The organism is Niveispirillum fermenti, from assembly GCF_048066175.1.
In the GTDB taxonomy this organism is placed as follows: domain Bacteria; phylum Pseudomonadota; class Alphaproteobacteria; order Azospirillales; family Azospirillaceae; genus Niveispirillum; species Niveispirillum fermenti.
Genome location: NZ_JBLTXA010000048.1, coordinates 1 through 13788 on the forward strand (window position 1 = coordinate 1; position 13788 = coordinate 13788).

The window sequence follows — 13788 nt, forward strand, 5'->3', positions numbered from 1 at the left end:
CACATGCCGCGGCTTGCGCGCTCTCAAAGGATGGGATAGAGCGGGGTTATGCGCCTCATCCTTTCCCTTCTGTTCTGGTCGCTGGTCGTCGGACTGGTCATGGCCTGGCTGGGCTGGTCCCCCGCCGACCTGGCTGACCATGCGCTGGATATGCTGCGCACGCTGTTGGACTGGATGGATGGGTTGTTGGGCTGGACATGGCCCTATGTCAGACAGGGAGCAATCGTGGTGCTTCCGGTCGCCGGCCTTTGGCTGCTTATGCGCTTTCTGCGCCGCCGGCATGGCGCCCGGCGTGACCTGCGCGGCCCCTGAACCGGACCTCTGTCCGGTTCACTGCGGCCCCTGACAATGGGGCGCGGGGATCAGTTGAGCATTTCGCGCTTTTCGGCGGCGGCGACATGCACAAGTCGGGCAGCCTTGTTGAAGTTCATCGTGATCATCAAGGTGATACGCCCGCGGATCAGATAGATGCTCTTGTCCGCATCCACAGGCAGCGGGACATTGCGCGCGATGCAGTGTGAAAGCAGGGCCGCCTGCAGTTCATGTTCCGGCACCGACAGGGTTTGACGGCCATTGTCGAAGACGATGGCGCATTTGACCTCATCCTCGCCCTTGTCCAGACGCAACCCGGTAATCTGGCCGTCGGGCAGAGCCTCGCGCAGCCGACGCTTGCGGTCCAGAACGGAGGACAGAACCTCGCGGTCGGTGAACAGGATGCAGCGCAGTTCTTTCATGGGGCAACGTCTGGTAGCGGTCAAAGCATGACGCACCATAAACGACGTGGGCAGCCCCGACCAGTGGCCAGCCTATGAACTAAGGGATGGGGTAACCGTCCTTGCCGTCATAAGGGGCGGACCGGTGGCGGCCGCCATCCGCCTAAAAGCCAGGCCCCTTGTCCCCGCCATAGAGCGCATCGGGTGACATCAGGACGGGGTCGGTAACCTGCAGCCCGTCATTCGCGGCCCGGCGATAGAAGCAGGAGCGCCGGCCCGTGTGGCAGGCCACCCCCAATTGGTCGACACGCAGCAGGATGGTGTCACCATCGCAATCGATGCGGAACTCCACAAGATTCTGCACCTGTCCGGACGTGTCCCCCTTGCGCCAGAAAGCCTGGCGGGACCGCGACCAATAGCAGGCCCGGCCGCTGCGCAGCGTCTCGCGGATGCTGTCGCGGTTCATCCAGGCCATCATCAGGATCTCGCCGCTGTCATGCTGCTGTGCAATGGCGGGAACCAGCCCATCGGCGGTGAAGGCTACGGCGTCCAGCACGCCGTCGATGGTGGTGTCGGACAGGGGGGTGAAGGATATCTCGGTCATGGATTGGCCAGGGCTACGGCAAGCCGGTCAAAGCCGGCCTCCAGGTCACGGATCAGGTCTTCGGGATCTTCCAACCCGGCATGCAGGCGGATCAGTTCCCCGCCGTCCCATGGGACGGCCGTGCGGATGCTGTTGGGGGTGGAAGGCAGGATCAGGCTTTCAAAGCCGCCCCAGCTATATCCCATACCGAAATGCCGCATCCCGTCCACCATGGCAGCCAGGGCAGGGCGGGGGACGGGCGCGATTTCGAACGCGAACAGGCCGCAGGCGCCCGTGAAGTCGCGCTTCCAATATTCATGGCCGGGGCAGCCGGGCAGGGCTGGATGACGCATGCGCGTCACCTCCGGCCGCTGCGCCAGCCAGCGCCCCAGGACCAGCCCCGTCTCCTGGTGCTGGCGCATGCGGGTCGGCAGGCTGCGCAGGCCCCGCAGACCCAGAAACAGGTCATCCGGCCCGGCGCAGGCACCCAGTTCAACGGCTGCCTTCTTCAGGCGCAGCCAATGGTCGGGCCGGGCACAGATGGCCGCCCCCAGGCTGGCGTCGGAATGGCCGGCGACATATTTGGTGGCCGACTGGATGCTGACATGGACACCGTGCAGCAGCGGACGGAACAGCAGGCCGGCAGCCCAGGTATTGTCGATCATCACGATGATTTCGGGATCGGCGGCGGCCACGGTGCGGGTGATGGCCGGCACGTCCTGCACCTCGAAGCTCAGCGATCCCGGCGATTCCAGGAATACCACGCGAGTCCGTGGCCGCAGCAGGTTGCGGATGCCGTCCCCGATACAGGGATCGAAATATTCCACGACGATGCCGGCACGGGCCAGAATGCCGTTGGCAAAGCTGCGTGTGGGCGCATAGGCTGTATCGGCGATCAGCACATGGTCGCCCTGGCGGGTGAAGGCCAGCAGGCTGGTGGTGATGGCCTGGACACCTGATCCGAAGGAGACGGCGCCATGGCCCTGCTCCAGTTCCGCCATGGCTTCCTCGAACGCATGGCTGGACGGATTGCCCGTGCGACCATAGCGCACGGCACGCATCTTGGGGTCGTAATTGTCCAGTTCCGCCAGGGTGGGGAACAGGATCGTGGAAGCCCGGAACGGTGGGATGTTCACGGCCCCGCCGAACCGGTCCGGTGCGCGGCCGGCATGGATCAGCCGGGTGGCCTCGGCATCGGCGGGGCTGTCATCGGGGTGGCGGTTCATTCGGTCCTGGTCTTTCCGGGTGCCAGCAGGGGCTGATCGGGCAGGGTGATATGGGGCGCGGCATCACGGCGGATCAGCCCGGCCAGCCGTGGGTCCGGATCAAACCGCACCTCCTGCCGCACCGGATGGAACCCCGCCTTCTGATAGGTCATCAGGGCCCGCGGATGGTCCAGGTCGCAGGTGTTGACGGTCACCTTCTCCACCCCGGCGCCGTTCCACGCCGCCTCGATGGCCCAATCCAGCAGCCAGGGACCGATGCGCATGCCGATGAATTCCGGCACCAGCCCCAGATACTGGATTTCGCAACAGCCCGGCGTCCGGCGGTCGAGTTCGACATAGCCGGCCGGCACCCCCGCGACATGGGCCACGTAAATCTCCACCCTTGTGTCGGCCAGGATGGTGCGCAGTTCGGTAGCCGGCAGGGCCCGGCGGAACCACCAGAGCCACTCCTCCCCCACCGTGTCGTAAAGGTAGCGATAGAAGGAAAGGGTGCAATTCTCCGCCCGCAGCAGCGACAACCGTTCATGCGGGTGCGGACGCTGTCGCCGGACCGGCCTTGCCGTCATTTCAAGGTAGGTGACGGTGACCTTGAGATGGCCGGGCGGGGGGAGGGATGGGGTGTCCGTCATGATGCGTCTCCGGGTCGGGGGCGGCGGCCCTTACCCCGCGGCGGCCGCGCCCGTTTCCACGGGCAGGTCTGCGCGGCCGCCCCATTCGGTCCAGGAACCGTCATAGACCGCGGTCTGTGTGGCGCCCAGCCGATAGAGCCCCAATGCAAGTACGGCCGCCGTGATGCCGCTGCCGCAGGAAGTGGCGACGGGCCGCGACAGGTCGATGCCGGCACGGGCGAAGCGGGCGGCCAGGGCATCGCCGGTCAGCATCAGCTTGCTTTCCGGGTCCAGCAACTCGCCGAAGGGCAGGTTGCGGGCGCCGGGGATGTGACCGCCGCGCAGGCCGGCGCGGGGCTCTGGCGCGGTGCCCTGGAACCGCCCCTCGGTCCGGGCATCCAGCACCTGATCGGCCTGTGTTTCGAGATTGGCGCGCATCTGTTCCACCGACCGGACCAGTTCGGCCCGGAAGGACGGTGTGAAACGGCCGCGTGCCGGTATCGCCGCGGAGCCGGTCTCCAGGCCGCCGCCGATACGTTCCCAGGCCGGAAGCCCGCCATCCAGCACGAAGACCTTGTCATGGCCGAAGACCCGGAACATCCACCATGCGCGGGCCGCCGTCGACAACCCCGTCGTGTCGTAGACGATCACGGTATCGTCCGATCCGATGCCCAGCGCCGACACGGCCGCCGCGAACCCGTCCGGTGTGGGCAGCATGTGGGGCAGGTCGGTGCCGGGATCGGCAATGCCATCGATGTCGAAGAACTGTGCCCCGCGGATGCGTTTCTGCACGAATTCGGCATGCGGGTCGCGGCTGGCCGCCGGCATGTGCCACGAAGCATCCAGGATGCGGATGGCCGGATTATGCAGTTCCGTTTCCAGCCACAGGGGGGAGACCAACGGGTCCGTCATCGCTCACTCTCCGATCCCGGAATGATTTCAATATGAAAGGGCATCAGCCTTTCGTACCGCGCGCCTTCGGCTTGTTCAATGCGGCAGCCGCGCGCATCAGGTCCCTGAAGGCCGCCTCGTCGATGCCGTGATCCTTGAAAAGATCGATGGCCCGTCTGGCGTTGCCGTCCAGGCTGGCATTGAACAGACCGGCCGGGTCGTCCAGCGACGCCCCCTTGGCGAAGGTCAGCTTCACCTTGTCCTTGTAGGTTTCGCCCGTACACAGGATGCCGTTGCGTTCCCATACCGGTACGCCACCCCATTTCACGGTCTCCACCACATCGGGCAAGGCCTCGTGGATCAGGGCGCGCAGCCGGGCCAGCACGGGTCCGCGCCAATCCCCCAGCCCGGCGATCCGTGCATCGATCCGCTGCGTGGGGGACGGTTCTTCTGTCATGGCCGATGTTTCCCGTCAGTCGCGCAATGCCAATTGCACGCGCCGGTTCTGTTTGCCCTTGTTCTCGATCTTGACGATGGTCACGGGCCCGATCTCCCCCGTGGCGACGACATGCGTGCCGCCGCAGGGTTGCAGGTCGATGATCGCATCGTCCGTGCCGATCTGGAGAAGGCGCACGCTGCCCGATCCCATGGGTGGCTTGACCGACATGGTACGCACCAGTTCCGGCATGGCCTCCAGGTCCGCATCCGTTATGGTGCGCTCCCGCACGGGATGGTCGGCGGCGATCAATTCGTTCAGCGCCGTCTCGATCTCCTCCTTGTCCAGGCTGGCCGAGGGCACGTCGAAATCCAGACGGGACCGGTCGGCCCCGACCTGTCCGCCCGTCACGGCACCCGGCACAACGGCACAGACAAGATGCAGAGCGGTATGCATGCGCATGTGCCGGTGCCGGCGGGCCCAATCGATCTTCTGCATGACCCGGGCACCCACCGGCGGCAGGACGGCCGCGGAGTCGGGGATGTGCAGCACCTGTTCCCCGTGTTCGACCAGCGGGTCCGCCTTGCGGGTATCGATGATGGGGGTGCTGCCCCCCTCCCAGGTCAGGATGCCGGTATCCCCCGGCTGACCGCCGCCACTGGGATAGAACAGAGTGCGATCCAGGCGGATACCATCGTGCCCTGCCGCCAGGACCACCGCATCGGCTTCCACCTGATACGGATCTTCACGGAATAGCAGGGTCATGGCACATCACCTTTATTATGATCGGTTCAGTCGAGCCAGTCGGGGACCGGCAATCCTTTTTCGCGCAGGAAAGCCGGATTGAACAGCTTCGATTGATAGCGGGTTCCACCGTCGCACAGGATGGTCACCACCGTATGGCCCGGCCCGAGGTCCCGCGCGACCTTGATGGCCGCGGCGACATTGATGCCCGTGGACCCGCCCAGCACCAGCCCTTCATCCTTCAACAGGTCAAAGATGATGGGCAGCGCCTCCTCATCCGTCACCTGCACGGCATCATCGATGGGGGCATCGGCCAGATTGGCGGTGACGCGCCCCTGGCCAATGCCCTCGGTGATGGACCCGCCCTCCGCCTTCAATTCGCCCGTCTTCTTCCAACTGTAAAGGGCCGACCCCATGGGATCGGCCAGCACGATGCGGACATCGGGCTTGTGCGCCTTCAATGCCATCGCCACGCCCGCCAGCGTGCCGCCCGTGCCCGTGGCACAGGTGAAGGCATCGATCCGCCCGTCAAGCTGGTCGTATATCTCCGGCCCCGTGGTAAGACGGTGGCCTTCCCGGTTGGCCAGGTTGTCGAACTGGTTCGCCCAGACGGCGCCGTTCGGCTCCGTCGCGGCCAGTTCCTCGGCGATGCGGCGGGAGACATGCACGTAATTGCCGGGGTCCTTGAAGGGAACGGCCGGCACCAGCCGCAGATCGGCGCCGCACAGGCGCAGCATGTCCTTCTTTTCCTGGCTTTGCGTTTCCGGCATGACGATGACAGTACGGAAACCCAGGGCATTGCCCACCAGGGCCAGGCCGATGCCGGTATTGCCGGCCGTCCCTTCCACGATCGTGCCGCCGGGACGCAACTGCCCGCGCGCGATGGCGTCCTGGACGATGGCCAGGGCCGCCCGGTCCTTCACGGACCCGCCGGGATTGAGGAACTCGGCCTTGCCATAAATGTCGCATCCCGTCAGTTCCGACGGGCCTTTCAGACGGATCAGGGGGGTGCGGCCGATGCTGTCCAGAAATCCGTTGCGTACATCCACGGCAAAGAACCTTTTGTTGCGTGTAGAACCTGATCGCGGAATATGGCGTGATCGCTGTGTAATGCCATCATTCACATCCGCACCACAGAACCGCGCCGGACGCATTGCGTCAAGGCAAAGCGGCGTCGCCCGGGCCATCATGCCCGTCACCCGCCTCGGCGCGCAGCCGATCCCGATGGCGCGCGAACCAGGCCAGGCCCAGCAGCGTGAAGCCGCTGGCCACCTGATTGGCATCCAGCATGGCGATGGCGGTGTCGGCGGGCACCAGATGCACGCGGATATCCTCCACCTCCTCCGCCAGGCCATGGATGCCGCCAAGCCCGGTGCTGTCTACCAGCCCCGCATAAAGATGCACCACTTCCGTCGAACCGCCGGGACTGGGCAGCATGCTGTGGATCAGGCGCACGGCACGCGGGGTGCAGCCGGCTTCCTCCTGCGTCTCCCGCGTGGCGACCGCGGCCGGGTCCTCCCCCGGCTTCACCATGCCGGCCACGAATTCCAGAAGCCAGGGATTGACGCCGGCCGCATAGGCGCCGATGCGGAACTGTTCGATCATGACCAGCAAGTCTGCCGCCGGATCATAAAGGATGATGGCCACGGCCACGCCCCGGTGGCAGATATCCCGTTCGATCTCCGGCGTCATGCCACCGGCGAACCGTTCATGACGCAGCCGCATGACGGAAAAATCCATGAATCCCCTGTGGATATGGCGGTGATCCACAACCGTCACCGCCGTGGGGCTTTGGATACCGGGCAGGACGGGGTAATCGGGCAGGGGCGAGGTCATGGCGGGTCCGGTATGGTGGCGATGGGGCTTGCGTCGGATGCCCGGCCTGTTCCAGCTTAGGCAATGACTGGCATGGACGGGCAGACGGGGACCACGATGGCGCGCGTAACGCAGGATTTCAACTTCGCCGGATCGACGGGTGCGCAGCTTGCGGGGCGCATTGATCTGCCCGAGGGACAGCCGGTGGCAACCGCGATCTTTGCCCATTGCTTTACCTGCAATAAGGATTACCACGCCTCCGCCCGCATCAGCCGGGGGCTGGCCGAACGGGGCTGGGCCGTCCTGCGGTTCGATTTCACGGGCCTTGGCGGCAGCGGCGGGGCTTTCGACGAGACGAATTTTTCCACCAACATCGCCGACCTTCTGGCCGCCGCCGCCGCCCTGACGCAGGAGATCGCCGCACCTCGCCTGTTGATCGGGCACAGCCTGGGCGGGGCGGCCGTGATGCGCGCCGCGCCGGACCTGCCCAGCGTGGGGGCTGTGGCCACGCTGAACGCGCCGTCGGGCCCGCACACGCTGTTGGGCAAGATCGCGGGGCGCGAGGCGGAAATGCAGCGTGACGGCCGCGTGCAATTGAATGTCGGCGACCGTGAAATGCCTATCACGGCCGATTTCGTGGCCGACATGGAACGGCATGACATGGCCACCGTCATCGGCAATCTGGGCCGGCCGCTGCTGGTCATGCACGACCCCAAGGACCCCGTCGTGCCTTTGTCGGAGGCGGACCGTATCCTGTCGCTGGCCCGGCACCCGAAAAGCTTCGTGGCGCTGGACGGGGCCGGCCATCTGGTGGCGGATCAGCGCAATACGGGCTTCGTGGCCGGCATGGTCGATGGCTGGGCACGCCGCGCCCTGCGGCTGGATACGCCGGCTGCCGGCAAGCGGGAAGGCGTAGCCCATGAAGGCCCCGTGACGGTTGCAGAAACGGGGGAGGGAACCTTTCACAATCTTGTCACCGCCGCCGGCATCCGCTTCACGGCGGACGAGCCGACAGACGTGGGCGGGACGGGGCAGGGCCCCAACCCCTATGAATTGCTGCAGGCCGCGCTGGGGGCCTGCACCTCCATGACCATCCGCATGTATGCCAACCGCAAGAATATCCCGCTGGCCCGCGTGCATGTCACGGTGACACATGAGAAGCGGGACCCGCAGGAGGGGGAGGTGACGGAGAATGCCGGTGGCAAGGTGGACCATTTCACCCGCGCCATCACGCTGGAAGGTGATCTGGACGCGGCCCAGCGCCAGCGGCTGCTGGAGATCGCCGGCAATTGCCCGGTGCATCGCACCCTGCGCAGCCGGGCCAGCATCGACAGCCATCTGACCTGATACGGGTCCGGATCGCTGCGGGAGGGGGGAACCAACACCCTTCCGGCTCCGTTATCCTTTCCCCTAGGCGGATAAACGGAGCAGAAGAACATGGCCATCCGCAATGATGAGGAACTGGAAGCCGCCGTACAGGAATACCAGCGGCTGCGCAATGCGCCCAAAGGGTCGGACAGTGCCGCCCGGCTGGAGTCCCTGAACGCGGATATCCAGACCTATTATCATCAGAACAGCCAGAAGTTGCGGCCAGCCAAACCGGCCCATGAGGCGTTGCCGGACGCGACCGCGCCGGCGGAACCGATCGAGAATGCGCCCGGCGCGGTCCGCCATCGCGGGCCTTGATCAACGGGCGGCAGGGATCCTGCCGCGTTCCATCCTCACCATCCCCATGGTAGCTTGCCGGAACCAGGTTCCATTGGGGGGAGAGGCCGATCTTGCGCCGGGGCGATAATTGCTATAGCTGCCGTTACTGGCTCGGGCAGGGTGTGCGGGAACGGGGGCCCCGCGGCACATGCCGGCGGTTTCCGCCTGTCGTGACGGACCGTTTCCCGTCGGGGGCCATGCCCGTCACCAATTTCACGGATTGGTGCGGGGAATGGCAGCGCCATGCCGGGCAGCGCGAGCAGGCCGACCCCACGTCTGGCACCCCGTCGCCGGGCGGTGGCACCCTTTACGATGATTTGTAGGAACGGTTCCTGGGATTTTGTCATGGAGAGACGTGGCGGTTGTTCCGCCACGCTTCCCATCAATCCTCCAGCATGTTCGCCAGTTTCAGGGCGATGCCCATATTGCCGCTGACCTTCAGCTTGCCCGTCATGAAGGCCAGCGTCGGCGCCAGCTTGCCCTCTGCCAGCTTCACCAGGTTCTCTGCGGAGATGGTCAGCGTCGTGTCCGGCGTGCCGCCCGTGCGCGAAATGGCCGGCGGCATGCTGTGCCCGTCGATGAACAGCGCCTCGCCCCCGCCGAAATCGAACTTCACCAGGGCGCCCAGGCCGGTAAAGTTGATCGCGCGGGACTTCATCTGCGCTTCGATCTGGTCAAGGGTCATGATGGTCCTCGATAAGAGAGAGTTACGTTTACGTAAGCGTAATTATACGCTACTTACAGCGTTGTAGGCAAGAGAAAGGGGCGAAGCGATCTCAGCCGTTTACCGGGCGGCGACGGCCAGCGCCACGCCCGCCATCACCCCGCCCGTGGCCCGGTTCACGGCCTGCATACGTTGCGGCGTGGCGATGAAACGGCGGGCCTGCGCGGCCAGCATGGCATAGCCCGTCATGACCCCTGTCAAGACCACCACCATGCTGAAACACAGTTCGATCAGGGCCAGGGAAGTCATGGTGCGCAGGGCGAGAACCTGCGGCATAATGGCCAGGAAGAAGACCATGGTCTTGGGATTGCCCAGGGTCAGTGCAAGGCCACCCAGCACCAGCTTCACCCCTTCGCCCTTGATCTGCGGCTGTTCCTCGACCGGCCGGGCCGGTGCGCGCCACAATTTCCAGGCCATGTACAGCAGATAGGCCGCACCGGCATATTTGATGATGGTGAAGACGATCTGGAAGCTTTGCGCCAGCACGGCCAGCCCGCCCAGGACCAGTGCGAACCAGGCAAGATCGCCCAGCACGATGCCCGCGATGAAGGGGAGGGTGCGCCGGGTGCCGGTTCCCATGGCACGGGCCACCACCGCGGCCACGCCGGGACCGGGGGAGGCGACGGCGACGGCATAGATGCCGATGAACAGGAGAAGGGCGGTCAGGTCCAAGGGCGCACCGGTATGGAAAGCGGGTGAAATCTTCCCGCAGCGTATCACACCCCCGCGCCGCTGTCGCATGCGCGGCATGGACGGAAGGGTCAGAAACGCAGCGTGAAGACGGTGCCGCCATCAGGGTCGGGAGACATGTTGATGCTGCCGCCATGGGCCAGCATCACCTGCCGTGCCAGCGACAGGCCCACGCCGGACCCCTCGCGCTTGGTCGTGTAGAAGGGGATGAAGATTTTCTCCGCCACCTCCGACGGGATGCCGGGGCCGTTGTCGCCGACATTGATGACGACATGGCCGCCCTCATCCAGATGCGCGGTCAGGCGGATGCGGTGCCCGCCGCGGCGCGGTTCCATACCTCTCATGGCCTCCACGGCATTCTTCAGCAGGTTGATCAGGACCTGTTCCACCATGTCCGTATCGGCCTGCAACTCCAGTTGCGGCGGCAGGACAAGGACTTCCAGGCCGATACCATGGTCCTGCGCAGCCGGAGCCATCAGGCGTTGCAGGCGCTCCGTGATCTCCTTGACCTTCATGCGTGACAATTGCGGCTTGGGCACAGAGGTGAACTGGCGGTACCGCTCCACAAAGCGCAGCAGGCTGCCGCTGCGCCGGGCGACGGTATCGACCGCCATCTCGGCGTCGGCAATCTCCTCCGCCAGTTCGGGCTGGTCGGCCGCCTTCTCGCGCAGGTCCGTCAGCACGCCCTGCGCCGTGCGCGTCAGCGATGCGATGGGGGTCAGCGAATTCATCATCTCGTGCGTCAGTACGCGCACCAGATCCTGCCAGGCCCTGACCTCGGTGGCCTCCAGGTCGCCTGCGATGTTCTGCAGGGACAGCAGCAGCCGGGATTCGCCCCCCAGGATCAGGCGCGTGGCCGTGACGGTCAGTTGCTGCGGCCCGACACTGCTGCCGGCTGCCACGCGAATCAGGCTGCGGCTGCCGGGCGCCAGCTTGCACAGCGCATCGGTCAGCAACTGGCCGTCCGTGGTCCGCCGGCTCAATTCCTCCGGGCCCAGCAGCCGGTGGGCGAAATTGTTCAGCAGTTCCACCCGCCCGTCCTCATAGACGGCGGCCAGCGCCACGGGCACATGGTTCAGCATGGCGTGCAGATAATCCGCCTGCTGTTCCGATGTCGCCCGGCTGCGCCGGAACTTCTCCATCACCTGGTTGATGGCGGTGCCCAATTCCTCGAAGCCCGCCCCCTGCCGGCCCAGCGCGAAGGTCTGGGTGAAATCGGAATGCGCGATGGCGCCCAGGAACCGGGCAACCTCGCGATTGGTGCGGGTCACGGCCCGCAGCAGCCCCCCCACCTGGGCCAGGATGGCCAGCCCCACCAGAAAGCTGGTGGCGCGGAAACTGGTCTCCACCAGCATGATGCCCAGCAGCATGGATGAAAGCGCCAGCAACGCCACCCGCACCGTGACATTCAGCTCGAAGCGCTTATAGCCCATGCTTTTCCATCCGGCGGTAGAGGGAGGCGCGGGTGATGCCCAGATCCTGGGCCGCGTGGCTGATATTGCCCTGATGCTTGGCCAGCGCCTTGCGGATGGCCTCCCGCTCCACCGCTTCCAGGTCAAGCGTGTCCAGCACCAGCGCCGCGTCCGCCCCCTGTCCCCGGCCGGCAACCGCCAAGGCGGGTGCAGCGGCCGGCGGTGTCTGGCCGGCGGTGGAGGGCAGGGAGAAATCGTCGGCTTCCAGCACCGGCCCGGCCGACAGGATCATGGCCCGTTCCACCGCGTGGCGCAGCGCGCGCACATTGCCCGGCCAGCGATAGGCCAGAAGCCGGGGAAGGGCCGCCGGCGACACCTTTTTCGGCGGCATGTTGTATTTGCGGGCATAGATCGCCACGAAATAGTCGATCAGGGCCGGTATATCCTCCGCCCGGTCGCGCAGCGGCGGCAGGTGCAGTTCAACCGTGTTGATGCGATAGAGCAGGTCCTGGCGGAACACGTCCTCCCGCGACAATTGTTCCGGCGGCATGTTGGTGGCACTGACCAGTCGCACATCGATGGCAACCGGCTTGGTGCCACCCACGGGGATCACCACGCGCTGTTCCAGGACGGACAGCAGCTTGGATTGCAGGTAGAGCGGCAGGTTGCCGATTTCATCCAGGAACAGGGTGCCGCCATTGGCCGCGACCAGACGGCCGACCCGGTCCTCCTTGGCATCGGTGAAGGCGCCTTTCTTATGGCCGAACAGTTCACTTTCAAACAGGCTCTCCGACACCGATCCCAGATCGACAGAGACGAACACCCGGTCGCGCCGGCGCGACCGGCGGTGGATTTCCCGCGCGATCACTTCCTTGCCGGTGCCGTTCTCGCCCAGGATCAGGACATTGGCTTCCGTCGGTGCGGCCCGGTCCAGCAGGGCGAAGATGCGGGCCATGGCCGGGGCGCCGCCGATGATGGCGTTAGGTGTGCCATCCAGCGTGGCGGACGCCAGTTCCTTAGTGGTGGCATTGGCCTGCTCGGCTTCCCGCCGTGACGCCGTCAGCTTCAGCGCCGATGACAGGGTGGCCAGCAGCCGTTCATTCTGCCACGGCTTCAGCACGAAATCGGCGGCCCCCTGCTTCATGGCCTCCACCGCGGTGCCGACATCGCCATAAGCGGTGATCAGCACGACCGACAGGGCGGGGTCGAGTTCCACGATGCGTTTCAACCACTGGAACCCTTCCCGCCCCGTATTGGCGCCGATGGCGAAATTCATGTCCAGCAGCACGGCGTCGAACGCGCCTTCCTGCAGCAATTGCGGAATGCGATCGGGCCGCGGTTCGGTGTGGCAGAGAATGCCTTCGCGTTTCAACATCAGCCGGGCGGCGACGAGGATATCCTCGTCATCATCCACGACCAGCACACGCGGCTGCTTCGTCATTGTTTCTTCCATGGGCTGCGACTGTTCGGAAACGTACAGTTTTTATGGGCCGATGGCGAGGATGCTGGGCGCCGGCAACTGCCGGCGGCGGGACCAATCAGTCCGCTGCCGGACAAGCCGGTGGTACGCGCATCATTCCAGGTCATGAGGCCCGGTCATGGAGCCAGATCGCGGGGGCGGGTCAAACCCGTCAGCGTGGCAAGGCCCCAGCGCAGGTCGCGCCATGCCGTTGGTGCGGGAATGGATATCTCCACGAAGGAACAGGTCGGAAGCTTTTCGGCCAGGGCGGCCCGCAACACGGAATCGCCCCGGTCGCACAGGTCACGGGCCAGAAGCTGGAAATCGGGATTATGCCCCACCATCAGCACGGCACCCGTCTCCTCCCCCAGCGCCTTCAGCCGGTCCAGCAGCGCTTCCTCTCCGCACAGATAAAGGCCGCGTTCGAAATCCACGGCGGGCAAATCGTCCTTCCAGACCGCCGATACGATGTCCAGCGTGGCGCGGGCGCGCACAGCCGTGGAGCACAGAACCCGGTCGGGGCGGGGCGGCCCGCCCTTGCGCACCGCCCAATAATTCGCCATCGTCGCGGCAGCCTTCTGGCCACGCGGGTTCAGGGGACGGTCATGATCGGGCAACCGCGGGTCGGTCCAGTCCGATTTCGCATGCCGCAGCAGGTAGAGTGTTTTCATGACGACTTCGCGCAAGGGAACGGGAAACGGGACGACAGGGCAGGTTCGCCGCCGGCGCAGGCCGGCTGTCAAGGGCGTACCCGAAACCGTCACACAAACAACATATACT

18 protein-coding genes are annotated in these 13788 nt (G+C 65.6%); 4 read left to right on the plus strand and 14 right to left on the minus strand.

Annotation, left to right across the window (positions count from 1 at the left end; genetic code table 11):
- Positions 1-48 precede the first annotated feature (48 nt).
- The gene (locus tag ACM9LZ_RS23645) at positions 49-312 is read left to right on the plus strand and encodes a hypothetical protein (RefSeq protein WP_416621984.1); all 264 of its coding nucleotides are present in this window, start codon (positions 49-51) and stop codon (positions 310-312) included.
- Positions 313-362: 50 nt separating this feature from the next.
- Here the strand turns inward: ACM9LZ_RS23645 and ACM9LZ_RS23650 are convergent, their stop codons facing one another.
- The 9 genes from ACM9LZ_RS23650 to ACM9LZ_RS23690 all read right to left on the minus strand — a co-directional run bounded on the left by ACM9LZ_RS23650 (position 363) and on the right by ACM9LZ_RS23690 (position 7037).
- Positions 363-734, minus strand: coding sequence for a hypothetical protein (locus ACM9LZ_RS23650; protein ID WP_416621985.1), 372 nt, complete (start codon positions 732-734; stop codon positions 363-365).
- Between the two features lie 142 nt (positions 735-876).
- The gene (gene hisI, locus ACM9LZ_RS23655; protein WP_416621986.1) at positions 877-1317 is read right to left on the minus strand and encodes a phosphoribosyl-AMP cyclohydrolase; all 441 of its coding nucleotides are present in this window, start codon (positions 1315-1317) and stop codon (positions 877-879) included.
- The gene (metC, locus tag ACM9LZ_RS23660; RefSeq protein ID WP_416621987.1) at positions 1314-2522 is read right to left on the minus strand and encodes a cystathionine beta-lyase; all 1209 of its coding nucleotides are present in this window, start codon (positions 2520-2522) and stop codon (positions 1314-1316) included. The genes hisI and metC overlap by 4 nt, the downstream gene beginning before the upstream one ends.
- Complete coding sequence (locus ACM9LZ_RS23665; RefSeq protein WP_416621988.1) at positions 2519-3151, minus strand: GNAT family N-acetyltransferase; 633 nt, start codon at positions 3149-3151, stop codon at positions 2519-2521. Before ACM9LZ_RS23665 ends, metC begins: the two co-directional genes overlap by 4 nt.
- 30 nt (positions 3152-3181) lie before the next feature.
- The gene (sseA, locus tag ACM9LZ_RS23670) at positions 3182-4042 is read right to left on the minus strand and encodes a 3-mercaptopyruvate sulfurtransferase (RefSeq protein WP_416621989.1); all 861 of its coding nucleotides are present in this window, start codon (positions 4040-4042) and stop codon (positions 3182-3184) included.
- A 43-nt stretch (positions 4043-4085) separates the two neighbouring features.
- Positions 4086-4478 (minus strand): DUF1801 domain-containing protein, encoded by a 393-nt coding sequence (locus ACM9LZ_RS23675; protein ID WP_416621990.1) that lies wholly within the window; start codon positions 4476-4478, stop codon positions 4086-4088.
- A 15-nt stretch (positions 4479-4493) separates the two neighbouring features.
- The gene (locus tag ACM9LZ_RS23680; RefSeq protein WP_416621991.1) at positions 4494-5222 is read right to left on the minus strand and encodes an alanyl-tRNA editing protein; all 729 of its coding nucleotides are present in this window, start codon (positions 5220-5222) and stop codon (positions 4494-4496) included.
- A gap of 26 nt (positions 5223-5248) precedes the next feature.
- Entirely contained in the window at positions 5249-6250 is a 1002-nt protein-coding gene (locus tag ACM9LZ_RS23685; protein ID WP_416621992.1) for a cysteine synthase A, read from the minus strand.
- Positions 6251-6359: 109 nt separating this feature from the next.
- A complete protein-coding gene (locus ACM9LZ_RS23690) occupies positions 6360-7037 on the minus strand; it encodes an NUDIX domain-containing protein (RefSeq protein WP_416621993.1) in 678 nt (225 codons plus the stop codon).
- A gap of 72 nt (positions 7038-7109) precedes the next feature.
- Here ACM9LZ_RS23690 and ACM9LZ_RS23695 point away from each other — a divergent pair, with 72 nt between their 5' ends.
- The 3 genes from ACM9LZ_RS23695 to ACM9LZ_RS23705 all read left to right on the plus strand — a co-directional run bounded on the left by ACM9LZ_RS23695 (position 7110) and on the right by ACM9LZ_RS23705 (position 9046).
- The gene (locus ACM9LZ_RS23695; RefSeq protein ID WP_416621994.1) at positions 7110-8363 is read left to right on the plus strand and encodes a bifunctional alpha/beta hydrolase/OsmC family protein; all 1254 of its coding nucleotides are present in this window, start codon (positions 7110-7112) and stop codon (positions 8361-8363) included.
- A gap of 90 nt (positions 8364-8453) precedes the next feature.
- Positions 8454-8702 carry a hypothetical protein gene (locus tag ACM9LZ_RS23700; protein ID WP_416621995.1) on the plus strand — a complete coding sequence of 83 codons (249 nt, stop codon included), beginning with the start codon at positions 8454-8456 and terminating at the stop codon, positions 8700-8702.
- 92 nt (positions 8703-8794) lie between these two features.
- Complete coding sequence (locus ACM9LZ_RS23705; protein ID WP_416621996.1) at positions 8795-9046, plus strand: hypothetical protein; 252 nt, start codon at positions 8795-8797, stop codon at positions 9044-9046.
- A gap of 59 nt (positions 9047-9105) precedes the next feature.
- Here ACM9LZ_RS23705 and ACM9LZ_RS23710 read toward each other — a convergent pair whose 3' ends face one another.
- The 5 genes from ACM9LZ_RS23710 to ACM9LZ_RS23730 all read right to left on the minus strand — a co-directional run bounded on the left by ACM9LZ_RS23710 (position 9106) and on the right by ACM9LZ_RS23730 (position 13679).
- Entirely contained in the window at positions 9106-9408 is a 303-nt protein-coding gene (locus ACM9LZ_RS23710) for an SCP2 sterol-binding domain-containing protein (protein WP_416621997.1), read from the minus strand.
- Positions 9409-9507: 99 nt separating this feature from the next.
- Positions 9508-10119, minus strand: a complete 612-nt coding sequence (locus tag ACM9LZ_RS23715) for a LysE family translocator (RefSeq protein ID WP_416621998.1) — start codon at positions 10117-10119, stop codon at positions 9508-9510.
- An 89-nt stretch (positions 10120-10208) separates the two neighbouring features.
- Positions 10209-11570 carry a sensor histidine kinase gene (locus ACM9LZ_RS23720; protein WP_416621999.1) on the minus strand — a complete coding sequence of 454 codons (1362 nt, stop codon included), beginning with the start codon at positions 11568-11570 and terminating at the stop codon, positions 10209-10211.
- Positions 11560-12990: a sigma-54-dependent transcriptional regulator gene (locus tag ACM9LZ_RS23725; RefSeq protein ID WP_416622000.1), complete on the minus strand. Its 1431-nt coding sequence runs from the start codon at positions 12988-12990 to the stop codon at positions 11560-11562. The genes ACM9LZ_RS23720 and ACM9LZ_RS23725 overlap by 11 nt, the downstream gene beginning before the upstream one ends.
- Before the next feature lie 155 nt (positions 12991-13145).
- Entirely contained in the window at positions 13146-13679 is a 534-nt protein-coding gene (locus ACM9LZ_RS23730) for a SixA phosphatase family protein (RefSeq protein ID WP_416622001.1), read from the minus strand.
- Between the last annotated feature and the right edge of the window lie 109 nt (positions 13680-13788).